Source organism: Amycolatopsis sp. 3B14 (assembly GCF_050958625.1).
Classification (GTDB): domain Bacteria; phylum Actinomycetota; class Actinomycetes; order Mycobacteriales; family Pseudonocardiaceae; genus Amycolatopsis_E; species Amycolatopsis_E thermoflava.
Genome location: NZ_JBHZEN010000009.1, coordinates 114,195 through 135,815 on the forward strand (window position 1 = coordinate 114,195; position 21,621 = coordinate 135,815).

The following is a 21,621-nucleotide window of genomic DNA, read 5'->3' on the forward strand; positions in this document are numbered from 1 at the left end:
CTCAGCGGCCCCGCGCGACGGACAGCATCTCCTCGACGGACACGAACTTGACCCGCGGCCGCCCCGCGGCCCGGCCGACGTCCCGCTCGGCCGCGTCGATGCGCTGCCAGCCGGCCGCCCCTAGCACACCCGGCACCCGGGCGCGGACCAGGGCGTCCAGGTCCGCGCGGGTCTTGACCGGCTTCGCCAGACGGCCGGCGGTGAAGTCCTCCAGCAAGCCGGCGACGGTTTCCTCCGAGCAGACCTTGTTGCTGCCGATGACACCGGACGGCCCGCGCTTGGCCCAACCGGCGCAGTAGAGCCCGGCCAGCGGCTCACCGTCCTCGATCACCCGGCCCGCCCGGTTCGGGATGACTCCCTTCGCCGGATCGACGGGCACACCGGCCGGCGGCCGCGACGAATAGCCGATCGCCTTCACGACTACGGAGGCGGGCAGGGTTTCTCGCCGCCCGGTCTCCACCAGCAGCGGAGACCCGCTGGAGCGGTCGATGCGCTGCTCGGCGAAGGTGATCCCCTCCACCCGGTCCGTTCCCTCGATCGCGACGGGCACGGACAGGAAACGGAAGTCGATCCGCTTCGCCCCTGGCCGCTGGGGGCGCCGCGCGGCTTCGAGCACGAGGTTCGCCCGGCGGCGCGGGGTGTCGCCGGTGTGCGAAGTGGACTCCAGGTGCTCGAGTTCCTCGCGCGAGCAGGTCACCGTCAGGTCCACGTCCTGCAGCCGGGCCAGCTCGCCCAGCTCCCCCGCGCTGCAGGCGAGCGAATCCGGTCCGCGACGGCCGGCGATGACGACCTCCCGGATCGTGCTGCGCCGTAACGCCTCCAGCGCGTGGTCGGCGATGTCGGTACGCGCCAGGGTCTCCCGGTCGCGGACCAGGATCCGGGCGATGTCCAGTGCCACGTTGCCGTTGCCGATGACCACCGCGCGCTCACCCGAGAAGTCCATCCGGTCCGCGGCGTGCTCGGGACGGCCGTTGTACCAGCCCACGAAGGCGTTCGCACCGAAGGCGCCGGGCAGGTCCTCGCCGGGGATGCCCAGCCGCCGGTCCTCCTGCGCGCCGGTCGCGACGACGACCGCGTGGTGGTGCTCGAGCAGCTCGTCCACCGTGATGTCGGCGCCGACGTCGACACCGAAGAAGCAGTCGACGTTCGGCCGGGCCAGCACCGGGCCGAACCGGTCGCCGATCAGCCGGGTGTGCGGGTGGTCCGGCGCGACGCCGGACCGCACCAACCCGAAGGGCGCGGGCTGGCGCTCGAACACGCTGACCCGCGTGCCGCGCATGGTCGCCAGCTCGGTGATCGCGTAGCACGCGGCGGGCCCGGTGCCGACCACCGCGACCCGCAGCTCCTCCGGCGCGTCGTCCAGCCGTGGCCGCGGACGGCGGACCGGAACGCGGTCGTAGCCCGACAGATCGCTGAAGTACCCGGCGTTGACGTCCAGGTAGCCGGCCAGCTCGGCGGGGAGGTCGTGTCCCGGGTGGATCGCATCCACCGGGCATTCCTCGACGCACGCGCCGCAGTCGATGCACACGTCGGGGTCGATGTAGAGCTGCTCCGCGGTCTCGAACTCCGGATCCCCCGGGCGGGGCCGGATGCATTGGACCGGGCAGACGCTCACGCACGAGGCGTCGCGACAGCAGCCTGGGGAAATGACGAACGTCATCCGATTGTGCCTCCTCGCACTCTCCACGGCCGCATCATCGTAATCTTTAATAAGATGAGATACAATGGCGGAGCAACGTCGGTGCGGACGGGAAGGAAACGGCTCGGATGGACGCGAAGCAGAACCTGGCGGTCGAGTTCGACCACCACTCGCCGGAGTTCAACCGCGACCCGGTGCCGGAGCTCGCGGAACTCCGCCGCCGGTGCCCGCTCGGCTACACCGCCAGCCACGACGGCTACTGGGTCGCGACGACCTACGCCAACGCGCGCCGGGTGCTCAGCGAGCCGGAGAACTTCACCGTCGAGCGCAGCGCGGACGGGCTCCGCGGCGGCAAGCTCATCCCCACCGCGCCGCACGCGCCGCTGATCCTCCCCGGCGCGCTGGACGGCGCGGAGCACGACCGGCTGCGCGACCCGTTGCGGCGCTACTTCCTCCGCCCCTACGTGGAGAGCCGGATGGCAGGCGAGGTCGCCGGGATCGTCCACGAGCTGGCGAGCAGCCTGCGCGAGCGCGCGGAGTTCGACTTCGCCGCCGAGTTCAGCTTCGAGCTGACCGTGCGGACCATCTTCAAGTTCGTCGGTCTCGACCGGGATGTGCCGGACAAAGCCCGGTTCATCCGCATGCTCGAAGACGCCTTCGCCATCGACCCGGAGGCCGGTTCCGAGCGCGACAAGCTGGCCGAGGTCACCTCCACGCAGTTCCTGGCGGCGGAGGCACTGGTCACGCGGATCGTGGAGACCCGCCGCGCGGCCGCGGACCCGGGTGACGACCTCATCGGGCGCATGGTCGCGGCCGAGCCGGCCCTGACCGTGCCGGAGATCGTCTCGCTGACCCTGTCGCTCGTGCTCGGCGGGGTACGTACCACGGCGGCGACGCTGGAGAACGTGGTGTGGCACCTGGACGCCGACCGCGATCTGCGCCGTGAGCTGCAGGCCGACCGCGCCCGGATCCCGCGCGCCGTCGATGAGCTGGTGCGGTTCTACCCGGCGACGCCGGTGGTCGCGCGGACGGCGGTCCGCGATGTCGAACTCGACGGGGTGTGCATCCGCGAGGGCGACCGGATCGCCGCGGTCATCCCGTCGGCGAACCTCGACGACGAGGTGTTCCCCGCGGCGGACCGCATCGACCCGGACCGGCGGGACGGCCCGCCGCTGACCTTCGGCGCCGGGATCCACTTCTGCATGGGTATCTGGCTCGCCAAGATGGAACTCCGCCTCGCGGTGGAAGGCCTGCTGGACCAGATGCCGGACTACGCGGTCGACCGGACGGCCTCCCGGCGGTTCGAGCGGCTGGGCGTGAACAACGGGTGGGCGAAACTGATCGTCCGCCCCCGCGGGTGAGAGCGCATGCACTACGCTGGGCGGTCCCTGACGACCAGGCACGCCCGGATGGTGAGCATGCCACCGGATCGATCCGAATCTGTGTAAACTTATAAACACTAAGACGTTGTTGACCAGCCGTGAGGGGAGCCCTTCATGCTCGATCATCTGGACCGGCCGCGCAGGGCCCGCGTGCAGCCCCGCCTCGCCGAGATGATCGCCTCCGAGCTGCGCGAACAGATCCTCAACGGCGTCTACACCGACGGGATGCTGCCCAAGCAGGAGGACCTGATCGCGCAGTTCGGCGTCAGCGCGCCGCCCATGCGCGAAGCGCTGCGCATCCTGGAGGTCGACGGTCTGATCACGGTGCGCCGGGGCAAGGTCGGCGGCGCGGTCATCCACCGGCCGGACGGCGGTTCGGTGTCGCACGCGCTGGGCATGACGCTGCAGGGCGAGCAGGTGCCGCTGCGGGACCTCGCGGACTCGGTGCTGCAGCTCGAGCCGATGTGCGCCGCCGGGTGCGCGCGCCTGCCCGACCGGGCGAGACTGCTCGGGCCGCTGATCGAGGCCAACCTCGCCGAGACGGAGGAGGCCATCGGCGACGGGCCGGTGTTCACCCACCGGGCCCGGCTGTTCCACGACCTGATCGTCGCCCACGTGCCCCAGATGACGATGCGGCTCGTGGTGCGCAGCGTGGTGGCGGTGTGGACGGCGCAGGAGGAGACCTGGGCGCACGAGGTCACCGAGGCCGGCCGCTACCCGAACCGCCGGGAGCAGCGCAGCGCCCTGGACGCGCACAAACGCATCGCGGCCCGCATCCTCGATGGCGATGCCGAGGGCGCCGAACGCGCGGCGCGCTCGCACACCAAGGCTTCGCAGAAGCGGGTGCTCGCGGAGTTCGGCGACCGCGTCGTGGACGCGTCCTCGCCCCGCGCGCTGCGCGGGTTGCGCGAGGTCACGGCACGGCATTCGGATCTCAACCTCTACCAGCAGGACTGAGGGGTGGCGGCCGCCAGGCCGCCACCCCTTCTTCATCGCGGCAGGCCCAGGACCCGCTGAGCCAGGATGTTGAGCTGGATCTGCTCGGATCCGCCGTAGATGGAGGCCGCCCGGGAGTACAGGTAGCGGCGAAGCCACGGTGAGGTCGCCTCACCGAGCAGGGCCGACGGGCCCAGCAGCCGCACCGCACCGGCGTGCAGCTCCTGGTCCACCTGGGTCATCAGCAGCTTGTCCACCGACATCTCCGGACCAGGCGGGGCGTCCGAGCCATCCCGCTCGCGCAGCCGGCGGGCGACATGCTGGCCCAGCACCCGGTACAGCACCTCCAGCCGCCCCAGCTCGCGGCGGACCAGCGGATCGCCCGGCCGGGAGGTGGCCAGCTCCGCACGCAGCTCCTGCAGCGCCGCCCCGAACTTGGACAGATACCCCACGTCGGCGGCCCCGCGCTCGTAGGCGACCGTCATCATCGCGATCGCCCAGCCGTCACCCTCGGCGCCCACCCGGTTCTCCGCGGGCACCTCGACCCCGTCGAGGAAGATCTCCGAGAACTCCGACTCGTCGGTGATCGCCCGGATCGGCCGCACCTCGACACCCGGCAGCCGCATCGGGACCACGAACGCGGAAATCCCCTTGTGCCGTCCGTCCGGCGGCCCGGTGCGGGCCAGCAGAAGGCAGTAGTCGGCGTAGTCGCCATAGGTCGTCCAGACCTTCTGGCCGCTGATCCGGTACACGTCGCCATCCCGCACCGCCCTGGCGGCGATCCCCGCCAGATCGGAGCCCGCCCCCGGCTCGGAGAACCCCTGGCACCAGTAGTCCGCGCCGCTGAGCAGGCCCGGCAGGTACTTCCGCCGCTGCTCCTCGGTGCCCCACTGCAGCAACGCGCGTCCGAGGTAACCGATGCGCGGCGCGTCCGGCGCTCCGGACGCGCCGATCTCCTCGTTGAGCACGACGTCGTAGACGTTGCCCAGCTCCTGGCCGCCGTATTCGCGCGGCCAGGACAGCCCGACCCAGCCGCCCTGGTACAGCGTCTGGTGCCAGCGCTTGAGGAACAACGCGTGCGGCTCATCCGGCTCGGGCTTGATCACGTTGTCGCGCAGCCACTCGCGGAACCGCGCCCGGAACGCGGCGACGTCCTCGGTCATCGCGCCACTCCTTCCACCTCGTCGTGCAGCAGTCCGTACAGGGCGTCCGCGGTCCCGAAGACCTGCGCGTCCGCCACCACGCGCCGCAGGTGCAGGTGCGCGGGGAACTCCCAGGTGATCGCCACGCCGCCGAACACCTGGATGGCGGTCTCCACCACCGAGACCGCGGCCTCGTTCGCGTAGGCCTTCGCGACCAGGGCGCAGGCGTGGGCGTCGTCCCCGGTGTCGATCGCGTGGGCGGCGTGCGCCAGTGTGCTGCGCATCGCCTCCAGGTCGGCGAACGACCGGGCCAGCAGGTGCTGGACGGCCTGGAACGAACCGATCGGCCTGCCGAACTGCACACGCTGCTCGGCGTACTCGACCGCCTTGCCGAACAAGCCCCCGGCCGCGCCGAGCAGATCCGCGGTGAGCAGCACGCGCGCGAAGCCGGCGAACCGCCGCGCCTCCGCCTCGCCGAGAGCCGCGCCACACCGGCCGACGATCTCGCCGACCCGGGACACGCCCCGGGTGAGGTCGGCGGAGGGCTCCCCGGCGCCGAGCGCGACCGTCACCAGCTCGCCCTGGTCGAGGGCGAGGCCACGGGACACCGCCGTGGAGTCCCAGGCGAGCCCCGCACCGAGCGAACCCAAGTCGTCGGCCAGCACCACCGTGAGGGGCTCATCGAGCGCGACGCCGGCCAGCCGGAGCGCCTCGCCGGCCAGCAGCGCGCCGACCAGCGGCGCCCCGCACACCACCTTCGCCATCTCCTCGACCACGACGACGGTCTGCGCCGCAGTGGCCGCCGGAGCGTCCCCGTCGGCGTCGCGCAACGCGCTGAAACCGGTCTCGGTGAGGGCTTTCCAGCAGTCGTCGTGCTGCTCGGGACGGCACTGCTCCGCGATCTCCGCGGCCGTTTCCCGCAGCAGGGTGTCTTCGCTCATCGTGTCCACCACTTCGCCGGTTTCGCCGCCGTCCTGTCCAGCCCGTCGGCGCCGATCGGGTTGCCGATCTGCGTGTACATCAGGGCCGTGTCGAGCGCCTGCGCGCGGGTGCGGTCCAGCGACTGCCACATCGCCTTGACCGTGCCCTGCACCGCCGCCGGCGGTTGCGCCGCGATCGCCTCGGCCAGCTGCAGCGCACGGGCGTGCAACTCGTCCCGGTCGACGATTTCGGTGACCAGCCCCGCGGACCGCGCCGTCTCCGCGGTCATGCGCTCGTACAGGCCGAGCAGCGCCATCCGCAGGGTCTCGGAGAAGTGCATGCGGTAGGACAACGCGATCGGCTCCAGCGCCGCCACCATGCCGTAGGTGACGTGCGGGTCGAAGAACGTCGCCTCCGGGCTGCAGATCACGATGTCGCACTCGGTGATCCAGTAGAACGCGCCGCCCGCGCACATCCCGTGCACGGCGGCGACCACCGGCTTCCACACCCCGTTGCGCTTCGGGCTCAGCTGGTGCCCGGGATCCTCGGTCTCCGCCCACGGCTCGGCCGTGTCCAGCCAGGGGCTGTCGGAGGAGCCGGTGCGCTCGGTGACGTCCAGCCCGGTGGAGAACGCGCGGTCCCCGGCGGCGCGCAGCACCACGGCGCGGATCCCCGGATCCTCGCGCACCTCCGTCCACAAGCGAGCGAAGTCGGCGCGCATGGCTTCGTTGAACGCGTTCAGCACCTCGGGGCGGTTGAGCGTGACGACCGCGACTCCGGTGTCGGTCCGCTCCAGCAGGATGGTCTGGTAGGGGTGCCCGGTCATGGAACCCTCGTCTTTCAACACGGCTTGATACGGTAGCTTAACTTCTATATCTTTAACAGTATAAGAATCCCCGCTCGTCGTCGAGGACAGGAGCCCAACGTCATGCCCATCGCGCAGGATCTCTTTTCGCTGCAAGGAAAGTCGGTGCTCCTCACCGGGGCGACGGCGGGGCTGGGACGCCGGTTCGCCGAGACCCTGAGCGAGGCGGGCGCGAAGGTCGCGATCGTCGGCCGACGGGCCGCGCTGCTGGCGGAGATCGCCGAGAAGAACCCCGGCTGCGTCCCGGTCCAGGCCGACCTCGCCCAGCCGTCGATCGTGCCGGACGTCGTCGCGCGGGCCACCGATGCGGTCGGCGCCATCGACGTGCTCGTCAACAACGCCGCCTACATCGCAGGCGGCGTGCGCGCCGAGGACGAGACGCCGGACGACATCGACACCACCCTCAACGTCAACCTCGTCTCGCCGATCCGCCTGGCGCAGGCGGTGTTCCCGGCGATGAAGGAACGCGGCCGCGGTTCCATCATCAACGTCACCTCGATCGTCGCCAGGGCCGGCATCGCCCGCTTCCCGCAGGCCACCTACGCCGCCTCCAAGGGCGGGCTCGAGGCCATCACCCGCGAGTGGGCGGCACAGTGGGCGCGCCACGGCATCCGGGTCAATGCGATCGCGCCCGGGTTCTTCGAAAGCGAGATGACCAGCCAGGTCATCCACCACGAGAAGGTCCAGAACTGGATCCTGGACAACACGCTGATCCCCCGGCACGGCACCGCCGCCGACTTCGACGGCGCCCTGCTGTACCTCGCCAGCGATGCCAGCGGCTACGTCACCGGGCAGACCCTCGTCGTCGACGGCGGCTGGACCGCGCACTGAGATCACCGGCTCAGCCGCGGTCCGCGGGGACCGCGGCGAGCTCGGCCCGCAGCACGCGGCGCAACAACTTGCCGGTCTCGCTGTAGGGCAGCGCGTCCCTTTCGACCACAATGGACGGTGCGCGCGAGGAACGCAGGCGCTCCTTCACCCAGGCCCGCAACTCGTCGGGCTCCGCCTTGCGCCCCTTGTGGAAGACCACCGCGGCCGCGACCGTCTCACCCCATTCGACATCCGGCACGCCGACCACCGCGACCTCGGCCACGGCAGGGTGCCGGAACAGGACGTCCTCGATCTCGCCCGGCGACATGTTCTCCCCGCCCCGCACGATCACGTCGTCGGCCCGGCCCTCGATGAACAGGTAGCCGTCGGCGTCCAAGCGGCCGTTGTCGTTGGTGCGGAACCAGCCCTGCGCGTCCCGCGCGTCGGCGCCCTCGTACTCCCCCGCCACCTGGTCGCCGCGGACGAAGACCTCGCCGACCTCGCCGGCGGGGAGCACCGCGCCGTCGGCGTCCCGGATCTCGATCTCCACGCCCGGCACCGCGCGGCCCACCGAACCCAGCCGCGCGCGGACCGCCGCATCCGCGCTCGCCGCCGCGGCCCGGTGGTCGTCCGGGCCGAGCAACGCGATCGTGGAGCTCGTCTCGGTCAACCCGTACGCGTTGACGAACCCGACCTCGGGCAACAGCCGCATGGCGCGCTCCACCACGGGGGTCGGCATCCGCCCGCCGCCGTAGGACAGGTGCCGCAGGTGCGGCAGCGTGGTCCCGGTCTCGGCCAGCACATCGAGGATCCGGCCGAGCATCGTCGGCACGATCATCGCGTGGGTGATGCGCTCGGCCTCGGCCAGTTCGACCCACCTGCGCGCGTCGAACTGCGGCAGGTACACCAGCCGCCGCCCGAGGTACACGTTGGACAGCACCGCCGCCATGCCGGCGATGTGGTACTGCGGCACGCTCACCAGCGCCGCCTCGTCCTCGCCCGCGGACAGGAAGTCCACAGTGGACAGGATGTAGGACACCAGGTTGTGATGGCGCAGCAGCACCAGCTTCGGCGTCCCGGTGGTGCCGCTGGTGAACAACGCGATCGCCACGTCCGAGCCACCGTCGCCGGGCTCGGCCGCCGTCGGGGCCAGCAGCTCCGCCTCGGTCGCGAAATCCAGCCCGGCGACGCCCTCGACGCGCGGCCGCGTCTGTTCGTCGGCGACCACGACGGCCGGCGCGGCGCGGCCCAGGACGTCGCGCAGCCGGTCGTCGGCCAGGCGGTAGTTCACCGCGGTGAACGGGACCCGCGCCTGCGCGGCGCCGAACACCATGGCCGGGATGGCGTCGGTGTTGAGCCCGGCGAGCACCAGCCGGCGGGCGTCCCGCCCGGTCAGGTGGGCGGCCACGGCGCGCGCCTGGTCCCGCAACTCGGCGTAGGTGGCCTTCCCGACGGCACGCCGGTCGCCGGCCGCGTCGGCCACCATGTCCAGCAGCATCGCGATGTTCATCGGGCCACCGCCTCACGGGTCATCATCGGTGTCACTCCTGAATGGGAATCGAGTTCGCGCAGCACTTCGGCTGTGTGCTCGCCGAGGGCGGGCACCGACTCGCCGGTGCGCCCGGCGCTCCAGAAGCCCCCGACAACGTCGAGGCGCCCGTAGCCGCTGGTGTCCAGCGTGCGACTGAAGCCCAACGCGCGGTGGTGCGGATCGTCGAAGAAGGCGTTCATCCGGTCGAACGCGACGCGGGTCGCCGGCACGCCGGCTTCCGCGAGCCGGGCCAGCAACTCGTCGGTGCCGAGTCCGCGGAAGGTTTCGGCCGGGGACGCCGTGCCGGTGAGGCGGTAGAGCCGCGCCAGCTCCTCGTCGGTGCGTGCGGCGATCGCGACCCAACCGTCGCGGACCTGGAGGATCCGGTGCGCGGGTGACACGCCCGTCTGGTCCGCGTCGACGCGGTCCACCCGCAGCCGCTCGCCGGACACCGGCAGGGCCACCTCGCCGGCCATGGTCATGCCGACCGCCAGCAGGGAGGTCGCCGCCTCCCCCGCCAGCCCGGTCCGCTCCCGCCGGAACAGCTGCAGCAGCGCCCCGACACACGCCGCGAGCCCGGCCTGCACGTCCAGGATCGAGTTGCGCAGCCACATCGGCGGCCGGCCCGCGCCGGCGTTGGCGCGCTCCCAGCCGGTCAGCGCCTGCGCCGTCGGGTCGTAGCCCGGGTAGGCCGCGAGCGGGCCGTGCTGCCCGTTGGCGCTGACGTGGCTGAACACCACCCGCGGGTTGACCGCGCGCAGCCCGTCGGCGTCGATGCCCAGCCGCTTGGCGGCGCGCAGCCGCATGTTGTGCAGGACGATGTCGGCGCGCTCGACCAGGCGGCGCAGCGGTTCCCGCGCCGAGTCGTCCTTGAGGTCCAGCGCGATCGAGCGCTTGCCCCGGTTCGACCCGGCGAACTGCGTCAGCCCGCGGCCGCGGTCACCGGAGAGCGGCTCGACCTTGATCACGTCGGCGCCGAGCTCGGCCAGGCACTGCGCGCCGTACGGGCCGGCGACCACGCCGCCGAAGTCCAGGGCGCGGATGCCCGCCAGCGGCAGCGCGCCGGAAGACTCTCCCCGCGGAGCGGGCCGGGGCTCGCCGAACGCGGCGAGAACCTCCTCGAACGCGCTCTCCGCGAGCGGGCCGCGCACCACGCTGTCCGGGGTGGTGCGGATCGGCGGTCCGACCTGCAGGCAACGCCCGATGACCGGATCGTCGACCTCGACGACGTAGCCGTTGACCCGCGCCTGTTCGTCGGTGAAGCAGTCGCCGAGGTCGCGGATACGCATGCACGGCACGTCCGCCTCACCGAACTCGCGGATCCAGTGCGCCGAGTCGTGCTGCCGGAAGACCTGCTGCCACTCGTCCCGGTTGGCCGGGGTCACGCCGGTCTCGCACAAGTCGACCTTGTCCAGCACGGCGAGCGTCTCGATCACCGGCGGGGACTCCAGCCAGCCGCCCATGGCCCCGGCCAGCTGGATCCATTCGCCGTCCGCGCACTCGAAGATGCTCAGCGCCGCGTCCGGCCAGATCTTGGGCAGCGTGTGCCCGTTCAGCCCGGCGGGCAGGCGCTCGGACCGCTGCCAGTACAACGCGGCCGGGGCGAGCGCGCCCTGGAAGACGCTGGTGTGCATGGCCCGGACCACCCCGGTCCGCTCGCGCTGCACGAGCCGCGCCAGCACGCCGGCGGCGAGCAGATAGGCCGCGCACCAGCTGGGGAACGGCATCCGCACGAAGATGGGGCCCTCGCGGTTGCCCTGCTGCTCGTCCATGAACCCCTCGGCGGCCTGGACGAGCGAGTCCGGCGCGTCCCAGTTCTCCCGCGGATGCCCCGCCGGATAGGCCGGGACCGAGCCGAGCACCAGGTGCGGGTGGCGGGCGGCCAGGCTCGCCTCGTCGAGGCCGAGCTCCCGCGCCCGTGCGATCGGCAGCGAGTGGACCAGCACGTCGGCGCGAGCCAGCAGCTCGTCCAGCTGCCCCCACTGCCCGGCGAGGTCCAGCACCACCCCGCGCTTGCTTCGGTTCCAGGTGGCGAACCCGGCCGGCCACAGCCGCCGCGCCGGGTCACCACCGGGGCGCTCCACCTTCACCACGTCCGCACCGGCCTCGGCCAGCAGGCGCGTGGCGAAGGGACCGGGAATCCCCTCGGCGAGGTCGACGACCCGCAGGCCGGCGAGAACCGCCTCGGACATGATCACCTCCCGTCCGTCGTGGCGAACAGCGCGGCGCTGCTCAGCTCGGAGATGGGGCCGCCGGACACCAGGCACAGGCGCGCGCCCGGCACGGGGTTGCTCGACTCGCCCCGCAGCAGCCGGACCGCCTCCACGGCGTTGCCCATGCCGTGCAGGAAGCCTTCGGCGAGGTCGCCGCCCCCGGTGCAGATCGGCAGTTTGCCGTCCGGCGCGATCAGGTTCTCGAACGTGAGGAACTCCCCCGCGTTCTCCGCGGTGCAGAACCCGAGGTCGATCAGGGCCGAGACGGCGGGACCGGTGAAGTTGACGTACAGCTGCACGGCGTCGACGTCGGCGGGCGTGGCGCCCGACCGCTCCCACACCCGGCGGCCCGCCGAGACCTGCGACGAGGACGTGTACGGCTCGTGGTTCTCGTCCAGCTCGCCCCACTTCGGCCCGTCCGCGCCGATGGCCGACGCCAGCAGGTACACCGGCTTGTCGGTGAGGTCGCGAGCGCGCTCGGCGGAGGTCAGGATGATCGCCGCCGCCGCGTCGTTCTCGCGGGAGGAGTCGAACAGCCGCAACGGTTCCACGATCCAGCGCGACGACTCGTACTTCTCGTCGGTGAGGTCCACCCCGTGCCCGACCGCGTCCGGGTTCTTGCCCGCGTGGTGGTAGCAGGCCTGGGCGATCGCGCGCAGCGCCGACGGCGGGATGCCGTTGTGCTCGATGAGCCGCTGCGTGCGCAACCCGAGCGCCTGTGCGGGCGAATCCACACCGTGCGCGGCGTAGTGCGGCCCGAACACGCCCTGGCTGACCGCGCGCAGCAGCCGCCCGCTGGAGGACTCCGCGGTGGCGCGGTAGACGACGACCGTTTCGGCGTGCCCGGACAGGATCGCCGCCTCGGCCATCGCGATCGCCCCGGCGCTGCCCCCGCCGCCACCGCCCCACACGAGGCTGCTCCAGCGCAGCTCGCGGGTGCCCAGCGGTCCGGCGAGCCGGGTGCCCTCCTGCACGTCGGCGCCGTAGGAGCAGAAGCCGTCGATCTCGCTCGCCGGGATCCCGGCGTCGGCCGCGGCCGCGTCGATGGCCTTGAGCAGCAGCTTGCGTTCGGCGTCCGGGGACGCGCCGCGCTTGTGGTACGGCGTGATCCCGATTCCCGCGACGGCCACGCCGGTGGGTCGCTTGCCCATTCAGGACTCCTTCGTCCAGGTCAGCACCGGCAGTCCGGCGGTGCGCTCCGAGGCGGCCACGAACGTGCCGCGCACCCGGTCGCCGATGCGCGCGCCGCCGCCGGTGAGCAGTCCGATGAGCCGGGCACCGCCCGCCTGCGGCAGCTCCACCAGCACGTTGTCGTAGGGCACGAGGTCGGCGTAGGCCGGGACGAACGGGTAGTGCGTGCGGATGCGGCTGAACACGGTGCCCACCGGCTCCACGGCCTCCCAGCCGAGGTCGTACGACCCGCAGCCGGGGCAGCGCCAGTCCGCGGGCCAGGCCCAGCGCCGGCAGGACGTGCAGCGCTGGATCCGCAGCTCGCCATCGGCCAGGCCCGACCAGTACGGCGCGTCGACCCGCCGGCCGAACTCGACCGCCGCGTTGCGTTCCCCGGTCATGTGCCGGTCACCAGCAGGTCTTCGCCGGTGTCGGTGAACAGGCTCGCCAGCGGCGCCGACTCGACGGTCTCCAGCAGGCGCGCCTGGGTCTGCGAACGGCCCCACGGCAGGCGGCGGATCGGCTGGCTGTGGCGCGACAGCCAGGACAGGTCCGTCTCGTCGCAGAAGCCCATCGCGCCGAACATCTGGTGCCCGGTGCGGAACACCGTCTCGGCCGTCTCCAGCGCGGACATCCGCAGCGCCACCGCGTCGGTGGCGGCGCCCGGCTGCCCGGACAGCACCGACCACAGCGTGTACTTCGCCAGCTCCTCGAATCCCTGCAGCTGCGCCGCGGTGTCGGCCAGCTGGAACTGCAGGGCCTGGAACGTGGCCAGCGGGCGGCCGAACTGCTGCCGGTCGAGCAGGTGGCGCCGGGTCATCCGCAGCGCCTCGTCGACCATGCCGAGCAGGACCCAGCAGGGCAGCGTCAGCGCGAGCGGGGTGAGCCCGCCGTCGCCGGACCACTCCCCCAGCTCCACCGGGCACGCCAGGGCACCCAGCTTCGAGCCCACCCGCGCCCCGGTGGACACCACCGGGGCCCGGCGGCCCCGGCCGTCCAGGGCGAACCAGCTCAGCGCGGGGTCCACGTCGGCCAGGTTGATCCGCGGGGACGGCAGCGGCACCACGGCCACCGCGTCCACTCCGGACTCCGGGTCCCCGGCGAGCCGCTGCGCGACCGGGTACGGCAACGCGAAACGCCCGGCGGCGCGGCAGACGGCCGCCGCCGCTTCACCGTCCACCGCGGACTCCCGGGGCCGCAGCTCCCACACCCCGATCTCGGCGAGCAGGGTCCGCACCGTGCCGGACGGCTCGCCCGCCTCGGCCTGCCGCACCAGCTCGAACCCGCCCGCCTTGCGCAGCGCTGCCTCGACCACCTGCTCCAGTTCGAGCGCCTCGGCGCTCAGTTCGGTCTTCACTTCGCCCCCAGCAGCGTGCGCGAGAGCAGCATCCGCTGCACCTCGATGCTGCCCGAGGCCACGGTCGCGGCCTGGGCATAGCGCCAGTGGTCGTCCACCGCGCGCTCGAACAGCCGGGCCGCGTCGCCCGCGCCCACGGCTCGTTCCTCGATCATGTCCATCAGCACCTCTGCCACTTCCTGATCCACCTGGGTCGCGACGATGCGGTAGGCGGCCGCGTCCGCCGGGTCGACCGTCCCGGTCTCCTGCTTCTCGATCACCCGGTAGGCCAGCAGCCGCGCCTGCCGGGTGTGCACGAGCGCCTTGGCCCACCGCTGCTTCAGCTCGGCGGGCAGCGCGTCCCACCGGTCGGCGAGCATCACCGGCGCGAGGTTGAGCAGCCGGTCGCACCGCGCGTACCGCGCGATTCCGACGCGCTCGAACGCCAGCGCCTCCCGCACGATCGACCAGCCCTGGTCGACCTCGCCGAGCACGTCCTCGCGCGTCACCACGACGTCGTCGAAGTAGACCTCGTTGAGGTGGTGCGGGCCGACCATCGCCTTGATCGGCACGACCCGGATCCCCGGGCGGTCCATCGGCACCAGGAACACCGTGATGCCGTGGTGCTTCTTGTCGCCCCGGCTGGTGCGGGCGAGCAGGAAGCACCAGTCGGCCATCGTCGCGTAGGAGGTCCAGATCTTCTGGCCGCGCACCCGCCAGCCGTCGCCGTCGGCCACGGCCGCGGTGCGCAGTGACGCCAGATCCGAACCGGCCTCCGGCTCGGAGAAGCCCTGGCACCAGATGACCTGGCCGCGGGCGATGCGCTCGAGGTGCTCGGCGCGCTGGGCCTCGGTGCCGAAGCGCATGATCGCCGGGCCCACCCAGTTGACGCCCATGTACTGCGCGCCGCGGGGTTCGAAGTGCGCCCACATCTCCTCGCGCATGATCGCCTGTTCCCACGGGCTGGACGCGGCGCCGCCGTACTCGACCGGCCAGGCCGGCGTCAGCTGGCCCTTGTCCGCGAGCAGCTTGCAGAAGTTCTGCGCCAGCTCCAGATCGCGCGGGTCAGTGGTGAAGGCGCCGAGGTACTCGCGCGGCATCGCCGAGCGCACCAGGTCGCGCAGCTCGCGGCGCAAAGCCGCGCCGCGCTCGGAATCTTGGAAATCCACACGATCCTCCGTATCGGGAATTCACACGACGGCGAAGCCCGCGTCGACCGGCAGGCTCACACCGGTGACGTGCTTCGCGGCGTCGGACGCGAGCCACAGGACGGCCGCGCTGATCTCTTCGGGTTGCAGGCGCCCGGCGTGCATCGCGTCGCCGAAGCGGCTCGGCACGCGTGGCAGGTTGTGCTCGACCCAGGCCTTCATCGCCGGGTTCTCGATCATCGGCGTCGCCACCGCGGTGGGGTGGACGCAGTTGACGCGGATCCCGTGCGGGCCGAGTTCGAGCGCGTAGGCCTTCATCAGGCCCAGCTGGCCGTGCTTGGCCGCGGTGTAGGCGTCGCTGCGGGCGTCGCCCCGGGACATGCCCTTCAGGCCCGAGGTGGAGTTGATGAGGATGACGCTGCCGCCGCGGCCGCCCTCGACGAGCACCGGGGCGGTGGCCTGGATGGTGTTCCAGGCGCCGGTCAGGTTCACCGCGAGGTAGTCGTCCCAGATCTGACCGGGCGAGTGGGTCTCTTCTTCGGGGAAACCCTGCGCGACGCCCGCGTTGGCGATCACGACGTCGATGCGACCGAAGGCGTCCACGCCTTGGCGCACCGCGTCGTCCAGCTGGTCGCGGGACCGCACGTCGGCGACCACGCCGATCCCGCGCCCGCCGGCTTCCTCCACACCCGCGACGGTTTCGGCGAGGTCGTCCGGAGTGGACATCGGGTAGGGCACGGTCGGGATCTGCGCGCAGCAGTCGGTGGCGACGACCGCCGCGCCGGCGCGCGCCAGCGCGAGGGCGTGTGACCGGCCCTGCCCGCGCGCGGCGCCGGTGATGAAGGCGACTTTGCCGGTGAGGTCGGTCATGAGCCCACCCGGGGTGCGTTGTAGATGGACTTGACCGCGTAATACGGGGTGAGGCCCTCGGGGCCGAGCTCCCGGCCCAGCCCGCTGGCCTTGTACCCGCCGAACGGCGCCGCCATGCTGAGGTCGTAGCCGTTGATGCCGATGGTGCCGGTCTCCACGCGCCGGGCCACGTCCATGCCGCGCCCGGGGTCGGCGGTGAACACCGAGCCGCCGAGGCCGTACTCGGAGTCGTTGGCGATCTCGACGGCCTCGTCCTCGCCGCGGTAGGGGATCACGACGACCACCGGGCCGAAGATCTCCTCGCGGGCGATCGTCATCCGGTTGTGCACCCCGCGGAACACCGTCGGCGCGTAGAAGAACCCGCGCGGGAACCCCGACGGCCGTGACCCGCCCAGCACCACCTCGGCGCCTTCGCGACGGCCGGTCTCCACGTATCCGGCGACCCGGTCCAGCTGCCGTGCGCTCACCAGCGGGCCGAAGTCGGTGCCGCGGTCGGCCGGGTCACCCAGCCGCGCGGCACGCATCCCGGCGACCACGGCGTCGACCACCGAGTCGTAGCGGTCTTCGGGCGCAAGCACCCGGGTGCAGGAGTAGCAGACCTGCCCGGAGTTGGGGGCGCACAGCCGCGCCGCCTGGCCGCTGAACGCGTCGAGGTCGGCGTCGTCGAGCAGGATCGCCGCGCTCTTGCCGCCCAGCTCCAGCGTCACCGGCTTGAGTGCCGCCCCGCAGGCCGCGGCGATCTCCCGTCCGGCCGCGGTGGACCCGGTGAAGGCGACCTTCGCGACCAGCGGGTGTTCCACCAGCGCCATGCCGGTGTCGCGGCCGCCGGTGACCACGTTGAGCACGCCCGGCGGGAACCCGGCCTCCAGCACCGCCTCGGCGAGCCAGTGCGCGTCGAGGCTGGTCTCCGGGGCCGGTTTGAGCACCGCGGTGCAGCCCGCGGCCAGTGCCGGGGCGAGCTTCCAGGCGACCAGGATCTGCGGGCCGTTCCACGGCGCGATGATGCCGACCACGCCGACCGGTTCGCGGCGGACGACGGCGTGCGCGGGCTGTCCGGGCCGGTCCTCCTCCTCGGCGATCCCCTCGACGAGGTCGGCGTAGTAGCGGTAGGCCGCGGCGGCGCCGAACGCGTTGCCCCAGCGGGCCATCTTGACCGGCATGCCGTTCTGCCGCGAGATCAGCGCGGCCAGTTCACCGGCCCGCGATTCGATGAGTTCCGCGAGCCGCCGCAGCAGCGCGGCCCGGTCGGCCGGGCCGAGCTTGCGCCACTGCGCCGAAGCCAGCGCCGCCGACGCCGACCGCACCGCGGTGTCCACATCGGACGCCGAGGCGACCGGGACCGACCCGAGGACCTCCTCGGTGGCCGGGTTGACCAGCGTGACCCGTTCCGCGCCGGTCGCCGGGACCGGACGGCCGTCGACCAGCAGGTGCTCGATGACGGTGCTCATGTCTCCCTCCCTCCGCGCTTCAGTCCGAGGACGGGAGCGACTTGGCTTCCTTGATCTCGAGGATCACGCCGTCGGCCCGCAGCGTTCCGTCGCCGGGCTTGGTGCACAGCAGTTCCAGCCCGTACTCGGGGTGGATGTAGCGCTTGCCGAGCTGGGTGCCGCGTTCGGTGTCCACCGGGGTGCCCTGCCCTTCGGCGGGCGCCTCGGCGAGCGGGCGCATCGGCTCGCCGCCGCAGGTGATCGTGACCGCCTTGCGGGGCGGGCGCACCACGATGACCTGCGTGCCGCACACCGCGCTCGCCAGCCGGTCGCCAACCCTGACCAACATCATTCGTCTCCTCGCTCGAGTTGCGCGCGAGCCCAGGCGTAGTCGGGCTTTCCGTTGTCGTACCGCCGGATCTTCTCCACGCGCAGGAACGTCTTGGGTGCCTTGTAGCCGGCCAGCTGCGCCTTCACGGCGGCGGTCAAGGCGGCATCGGACACGGTGTCGTCGCTGCCGTCGGCGACCAGCAGCGCGACCACCTCGCTTCCCCAGCGTTCGCTGGGGCGGCCCAGCACGAGGGCGTCGGCGACGCCGGGGTGGGCCAGCAGGACGGACTCGACCTCCTCGGCGTAGACCTTCTCGCCGCCGGTGTTGATGACGGTGGCGTCCCGGCCGAGGAACGTCACCGCGCCGTCCGCGTCGATCTCCGCGCGGTCGCCGGACACCGCCAGGTAGCGGCCGCCGATGGTGCGGAACGTCATGCGGGTGCGCTCCGGATCGCCGAGGTAGCCCCGCGGCAGGAACCCTCCGTTGGCCAGCAGGCCCTGCCCGGGCCGGGTCCGGTCGCGCAGGACGCCGGTCTTCTCGTCGAGCACGAACGTGTTCGGGCCGGCCGTGAAGGTCGCGTCCCCGCCGGTCTGGTTGGCCTGCGGGCCGGTCTCGGACGAGCCGAGCGCGTTGATGATCGTCGCTCGCGGGAAGCGCTCGCGGAACCCGGCCCACGACCGCTGTGAGAGCACCGCGCCGCTGGAGAACACGAACCGCAGGTGCTCCGGCGGCTCCGGCGTGGCGGCCAGCGCGTCGAGCAACGGCCGCGCGAAGACGTCCCCGACGATCGCCAGCGACGAAATCCGCTCCCGCCGCAGCGTGCCCACCATCTCGGCGGCGTCGAAGTGCACCGGGTTGTCCCCCAGCACCACCGTGCCGCCGCTGGACCAGGCGTTGAACGCGTACCACAGCGCGGTGCCGTGCATCAGCGGCGGCGCGGGCAGGGCCCGCAGCCACTCCCGGCGGGGCGCGCCCTCGACCGCCTGCGCGATCGAGCCGACGGTGATCCCGCACGGGCCGGGGATCGCGTCGCGCTGGCGCCAGATCACGCCCTTGGGCATGCCGGTGGTACCGCCCGTGTAGAGCACGTGCACGTCGTCGCCCGAGGGAACCCGCTCCACCGGGGGCGCCACCGCGGTGGCGATCACCTGCTCGTAGTCCACCGACCCGGCGACCGGCTGCTCGCCCGAGTCGTCGGCCACGCACACCAGCACCGGCGCCGCGGGCCGACCGGCCAGAGCCTCGCGCAGCACGGGCGCGAACTCCTGCTGGTACACCAGCACCGCCGGGGCGGCGTCACGCAGCAGGTAGGCCAGCTCGGCGGCGCGGTACCGGTAGTTGACGTTGAACGGGGCGCACCGGGCGCGGTAGCAGCCCAGAACGGTCTCCAGGAACTCCGGCCGGTTGCGCACGTAGACGCCGACGAGATCGTTGGGCGACTCCCACGGCTGGTGCTCACCCGCGCGACGGCCTTCGGTGCGCGCGGTGAGCCACCAGCCCAGTGCGAGCGTGCGCTCCCGGGTTTGCGCCCAGCTCTGCCGTCGCCCGTTCTGCACGAGGCAGTCGCGCTCGCCCACCACCCCGGCGATGGCGTCCCACAGCGCGAGGTAGCCGAACGTGCCGGTCTGCGCTTCCACGGTGGCGGTCATGCGGATCCCTCCAGGGCGAAGGTGCGGCGGCCGCCCGATTCGGTGATCCGGCCCCTTCGCCCGATGGGTTCGGTGTCTTCGCGGACCAGCTCGCCCAGCGTGTAGGTGTCCTTCTTGGACACGCGCACCCCGGTCCGGCGGCCGCCGGGCAGGCTGGCCACGACGTACCCGCGCGCGGGATTGGCCTCCCGGTCGTACTCGACGGTGAACGTCTCCACCACGGCTTCGCCGGTGTAGTCGTCGACCACCGTGACCGTCTCGGGCTCCCCGGTGGCCGCCGCGGACACGAAACCTTCGGGCCGGGCCCGGCCGGACAGCACGACGACGGAGTGCCGGGTGACGTACTCGCCGTTGGCGTACACCAGGCCGGTGCCGCCGGTCCGGCGCAGCTCGCGGGTCACCGCGACCAGCGCGTGCGAGGAGTAGTTGTTGTGCGCCCCGCCGAAGGACGTCAGCCCGCCCGTCGCCGACAACGGCCGGTCCGTGACCTTAAGGTGCAGCGCGGCGAGCTTGGGCACCACCGGGAAGCAGCTGTACAGGTCCAGCACGTCCACGTCGCCCGCGGCGAGCCCGGCGCCGTCCAGCGCCTGGTCGAGGGCCTTCGCCAGGCCGGCCGAGGCCCCGAAGGCCGGCCGTTCCAGCACGTCCTCGCAGTCGCGGTCGGAGGCGGCCGACCACAGATGGATGCGCTTGGATTCCGGCACGCCCAGCCGGTCCGCCTCCTCGGCGCTGGCGACGAGGATCGCCGCGGCCTGGTCGACCTTCGCGGTGGCGTTCATCAGCAGCGGGTACGGGAAGCAGATCATCCGGTTCTTCGGGCCCACCGTCGCGATCTCGTCCGGCGTGCGCGGCGTGGGGTGCCACGCCGCGTCGTTGCGTGCCGCGACCGCGCTGAACTCCGAGTACATCCGGGCCGACCACTCCTGCGCCTGCGCGAAGGACTGGCCCAGCTCGTACCGCAGCCGGTTCTCGAACAGCGGGTAGATCCGGATCGGCCCGACCAGCCCCAGGTCCCACATCCGCTCGGTGCCGCCGACGTCCCGGCTGAACTTGCCCGGACCGCCCGGCTCGCGCGACCACGGGATGTCGGCCTCCGCCCGCTGGAACAGCTCCAGCGAGGACTGCGCCTCCCCGCCGCACAGCAGAGCGAGGTCGGCTTCCCCGGCGGCCACCTGCTCGGCGAGGCGCGTGAGCATCTCGACCGGCTGGTGCCCGCCGGCACCGGAGGTGACACACCGCGCCCCGGTGGCGCCGAGCCGGTCGGCGACCGCCTTCGCGTCGTCGGCGTAGGACCACGACACGATCTGCACCGCCGCGACCGCGTCGACCCGGGCGAGGTGGTCCGCGCCGATCCCGGCGTCGTCCGCACTCGCACGGGCGGCCCGCTCGATCAGGTCGAGCGGTTCGGCGGCCTGGGCCAGGTCGCGCTCCCGGTTGTTGCGGAGCTGGCCGACGCCGATGATCACCACGTCCCGGGCGCTCATGAGGCCGTCCACTTCGGCGGGCGCTTCTCGATGAAGGCCCGGACGCCTTCCTTGACGTCGTTGGTCTTGCCGACCTTCCGGGTCGCCTCGTTCGAGATCTGCCAGGCCTCGCTGTCCGGCAGCGAGGTGGCGGTGAGCACGACCTGACGGGAGTACTGCACGGCCAGTGGCGCGTTGACGGTGATCCGCTCGGCGAGCTTGCGCGCCACCGCCACCGCTTCGCCCGGTTCGCACAGCTCGTTGACCAGGCCCAGTTCGTACGCCCTGGTCGCGGAGTAGGCCTCGCCGGTAAGCGCCCATTCCATCGCGATGGTGATCGGGATCTTCCGGCCCAGCCGGAACAGCCCGCCACCGCCGGCGACCAGCGCCCGGCGCACCTCGGGCAGCCCGAAGGTGGCCGCCGTGGAGGCCACGACCAGATCGCACGCCAGGATGATCTCGGTGCCGCCGGCGAGCGCGGGCCCGTCGACAGCGGCGATCAACGGCTTGGTCCGCTCCCGGCGGATCAGGCCGGCGAAGCCGCCCTTGCGGGTCCGCATCTCCCGGTCCTTGCCTGCGCCTACCACCTTCAGGTCGGCGCCCGCCGAGAACACCGGTGGCGTGCCGGTGAGGATCGACACCCAGATGTCGTCGTCCGCCTCGATCCGGTCGAGTGCCTCCTCGATCCCCGTGGCCACCTCGCCGTTGACGGCGTTGCGGGCCTCCGGGCGGTCGATGGTGATCAGCGCGACGTGCGTGCGCGGATCGGCCTCGTACAGGACTCCCAT

The 21,621-nt window shown here is 72.5% G+C and carries 19 protein-coding genes; 3 read left to right on the forward strand and 16 right to left on the reverse strand.

Features of this window, described 5'->3' with window-relative positions; all coding sequences use genetic code 11:
- Position 1 precedes the first annotated feature (1 nt).
- Positions 2-1,660, reverse strand: coding sequence for an FAD-dependent oxidoreductase (locus ACCP09_RS06635; protein WP_433744012.1), 1,659 nt, complete (start codon positions 1,658-1,660; stop codon positions 2-4).
- Positions 1,661-1,767: 107 nt separating this feature from the next.
- On the opposite strand from ACCP09_RS06635, the gene ACCP09_RS06640 reads away from it, so the two are divergent.
- Both ACCP09_RS06640 and ACCP09_RS06645 read left to right on the forward strand, forming a co-directional pair.
- A complete protein-coding gene (locus tag ACCP09_RS06640; protein WP_433744015.1) occupies positions 1,768-3,000 on the forward strand; it encodes a cytochrome P450 in 1,233 nt (410 codons plus the stop codon).
- Positions 3,001-3,135: 135 nt separating this feature from the next.
- Positions 3,136-3,978 (forward strand): FadR/GntR family transcriptional regulator, encoded by an 843-nt coding sequence (locus ACCP09_RS06645; protein ID WP_433744019.1) that lies wholly within the window; start codon positions 3,136-3,138, stop codon positions 3,976-3,978.
- Positions 3,979-4,010: 32 nt separating this feature from the next.
- On the opposite strand, the gene ACCP09_RS06650 is transcribed toward ACCP09_RS06645, so the two are convergent.
- The 3 genes from ACCP09_RS06650 to ACCP09_RS06660 are packed head-to-tail and all read right to left on the reverse strand — an operon-like array spanning position 4,011 to position 6,867.
- Positions 4,011-5,120: an acyl-CoA dehydrogenase family protein gene (locus ACCP09_RS06650; RefSeq protein WP_433744022.1), complete on the reverse strand. Its 1,110-nt coding sequence runs from the start codon at positions 5,118-5,120 to the stop codon at positions 4,011-4,013.
- A complete protein-coding gene (locus tag ACCP09_RS06655; protein WP_433744025.1) occupies positions 5,117-6,040 on the reverse strand; it encodes an acyl-CoA dehydrogenase family protein in 924 nt (307 codons plus the stop codon). Before ACCP09_RS06655 ends, ACCP09_RS06650 begins: the two co-directional genes overlap by 4 nt.
- On the reverse strand, positions 6,037-6,867 hold the full coding sequence (locus tag ACCP09_RS06660; protein WP_433744028.1) for an enoyl-CoA hydratase/isomerase family protein: 831 nt from the start codon (positions 6,865-6,867) through the stop codon (positions 6,037-6,039). Before ACCP09_RS06660 ends, ACCP09_RS06655 begins: the two co-directional genes overlap by 4 nt.
- An 81-nt stretch (positions 6,868-6,948) precedes the next feature.
- Between ACCP09_RS06660 and ACCP09_RS06665 the strand changes: the two genes are divergently transcribed.
- On the forward strand, positions 6,949-7,716 hold the full coding sequence (locus ACCP09_RS06665; RefSeq protein WP_378336798.1) for an SDR family NAD(P)-dependent oxidoreductase: 768 nt from the start codon (positions 6,949-6,951) through the stop codon (positions 7,714-7,716).
- Between the two features lie 10 nt (positions 7,717-7,726).
- Here ACCP09_RS06665 and ACCP09_RS06670 read toward each other — a convergent pair whose 3' ends face one another.
- From ACCP09_RS06670 to ACCP09_RS06725, 12 genes are read right to left on the reverse strand one after another with little or no spacing between them, the layout of a single operon-like run.
- Positions 7,727-9,205, reverse strand: a complete 1,479-nt coding sequence (locus ACCP09_RS06670; RefSeq protein ID WP_433744032.1) for a class I adenylate-forming enzyme family protein — start codon at positions 9,203-9,205, stop codon at positions 7,727-7,729.
- Positions 9,202-11,418, reverse strand: a complete 2,217-nt coding sequence (locus ACCP09_RS06675) for a CoA transferase (protein ID WP_433744035.1) — start codon at positions 11,416-11,418, stop codon at positions 9,202-9,204. The genes ACCP09_RS06670 and ACCP09_RS06675 overlap by 4 nt, the downstream gene beginning before the upstream one ends.
- A gap of 2 nt (positions 11,419-11,420) precedes the next feature.
- Entirely contained in the window at positions 11,421-12,590 is a 1,170-nt protein-coding gene (locus ACCP09_RS06680) for a thiolase C-terminal domain-containing protein (RefSeq protein ID WP_433744038.1), read from the reverse strand.
- A complete protein-coding gene (locus tag ACCP09_RS06685; RefSeq protein ID WP_378336803.1) occupies positions 12,591-13,010 on the reverse strand; it encodes a Zn-ribbon domain-containing OB-fold protein in 420 nt (139 codons plus the stop codon).
- Positions 13,007-13,966 (reverse strand): acyl-CoA dehydrogenase family protein, encoded by a 960-nt coding sequence (locus tag ACCP09_RS06690; protein WP_433744042.1) that lies wholly within the window; start codon positions 13,964-13,966, stop codon positions 13,007-13,009. The genes ACCP09_RS06685 and ACCP09_RS06690 overlap by 4 nt, the downstream gene beginning before the upstream one ends.
- A complete protein-coding gene (locus ACCP09_RS06695) occupies positions 13,963-15,114 on the reverse strand; it encodes an acyl-CoA dehydrogenase family protein (RefSeq protein ID WP_027929308.1) in 1,152 nt (383 codons plus the stop codon). The genes ACCP09_RS06690 and ACCP09_RS06695 overlap by 4 nt, the downstream gene beginning before the upstream one ends.
- A 21-nt stretch (positions 15,115-15,135) precedes the next feature.
- The gene (locus ACCP09_RS06700) at positions 15,136-15,963 is read right to left on the reverse strand and encodes a mycofactocin-coupled SDR family oxidoreductase (protein WP_027929307.1); all 828 of its coding nucleotides are present in this window, start codon (positions 15,961-15,963) and stop codon (positions 15,136-15,138) included.
- Complete coding sequence (locus tag ACCP09_RS06705) at positions 15,960-17,411, reverse strand: aldehyde dehydrogenase (protein WP_433744046.1); 1,452 nt, start codon at positions 17,409-17,411, stop codon at positions 15,960-15,962. The genes ACCP09_RS06700 and ACCP09_RS06705 overlap by 4 nt, the downstream gene beginning before the upstream one ends.
- 19 nt (positions 17,412-17,430) lie before the next feature.
- Positions 17,431-17,739 (reverse strand): hypothetical protein, encoded by a 309-nt coding sequence (locus tag ACCP09_RS06710; protein WP_433744049.1) that lies wholly within the window; start codon positions 17,737-17,739, stop codon positions 17,431-17,433.
- Positions 17,739-19,370 carry an AMP-binding protein gene (locus ACCP09_RS06715; RefSeq protein ID WP_433744052.1) on the reverse strand — a complete coding sequence of 544 codons (1,632 nt, stop codon included), beginning with the start codon at positions 19,368-19,370 and terminating at the stop codon, positions 17,739-17,741. Before ACCP09_RS06715 ends, ACCP09_RS06710 begins: the two co-directional genes overlap by 1 nt.
- Complete coding sequence (locus ACCP09_RS06720; protein ID WP_433744055.1) at positions 19,367-20,854, reverse strand: acetyl-CoA acetyltransferase; 1,488 nt, start codon at positions 20,852-20,854, stop codon at positions 19,367-19,369. The genes ACCP09_RS06715 and ACCP09_RS06720 overlap by 4 nt, the downstream gene beginning before the upstream one ends.
- On the reverse strand, positions 20,851-21,621 hold the full coding sequence (locus ACCP09_RS06725) for a crotonase/enoyl-CoA hydratase family protein (protein ID WP_017987863.1): 771 nt from the start codon (positions 21,619-21,621) through the stop codon (positions 20,851-20,853). Before ACCP09_RS06725 ends, ACCP09_RS06720 begins: the two co-directional genes overlap by 4 nt.

Coding starts and splice junctions, on each gene's coding strand:
- ACCP09_RS06635 (WP_433744012.1), bottom strand. CDS start 1,660: ATGACGTTCGTCATTTCCCCAGGCTGCTGTCGCGACGCCTCGTGCGTG.
- ACCP09_RS06640 (WP_433744015.1), top strand. CDS start 1,768: ATGGACGCGAAGCAGAACCTGGCGGTCGAGTTCGACCACCACTCGCCG.
- ACCP09_RS06645 (WP_433744019.1), top strand. CDS start 3,136: ATGCTCGATCATCTGGACCGGCCGCGCAGGGCCCGCGTGCAGCCCCGC.
- ACCP09_RS06650 (WP_433744022.1), bottom strand. CDS start 5,120: ATGACCGAGGACGTCGCCGCGTTCCGGGCGCGGTTCCGCGAGTGGCTG.
- ACCP09_RS06655 (WP_433744025.1), bottom strand. CDS start 6,040: ATGAGCGAAGACACCCTGCTGCGGGAAACGGCCGCGGAGATCGCGGAG.
- ACCP09_RS06665 (WP_378336798.1), top strand. CDS start 6,949: ATGCCCATCGCGCAGGATCTCTTTTCGCTGCAAGGAAAGTCGGTGCTC.
- ACCP09_RS06670 (WP_433744032.1), bottom strand. CDS start 9,205: ATGAACATCGCGATGCTGCTGGACATGGTGGCCGACGCGGCCGGCGAC.
- ACCP09_RS06675 (WP_433744035.1), bottom strand. CDS start 11,418: ATGTCCGAGGCGGTTCTCGCCGGCCTGCGGGTCGTCGACCTCGCCGAG.
- ACCP09_RS06680 (WP_433744038.1), bottom strand. CDS start 12,590: ATGGGCAAGCGACCCACCGGCGTGGCCGTCGCGGGAATCGGGATCACG.
- ACCP09_RS06685 (WP_378336803.1), bottom strand. CDS start 13,010: ATGACCGGGGAACGCAACGCGGCGGTCGAGTTCGGCCGGCGGGTCGAC.
- ACCP09_RS06700 (WP_027929307.1), bottom strand. CDS start 15,963: ATGACCGACCTCACCGGCAAAGTCGCCTTCATCACCGGCGCCGCGCGC.
- ACCP09_RS06705 (WP_433744046.1), bottom strand. CDS start 17,411: ATGAGCACCGTCATCGAGCACCTGCTGGTCGACGGCCGTCCGGTCCCG.
- ACCP09_RS06710 (WP_433744049.1), bottom strand. CDS start 17,739: ATGTTGGTCAGGGTTGGCGACCGGCTGGCGAGCGCGGTGTGCGGCACG.
- ACCP09_RS06715 (WP_433744052.1), bottom strand. CDS start 19,370: ATGACCGCCACCGTGGAAGCGCAGACCGGCACGTTCGGCTACCTCGCG.
- ACCP09_RS06720 (WP_433744055.1), bottom strand. CDS start 20,854: ATGAGCGCCCGGGACGTGGTGATCATCGGCGTCGGCCAGCTCCGCAAC.
- ACCP09_RS06725 (WP_017987863.1), bottom strand. CDS start 21,621: ATGGGAGTCCTGTACGAGGCCGATCCGCGCACGCACGTCGCGCTGATC.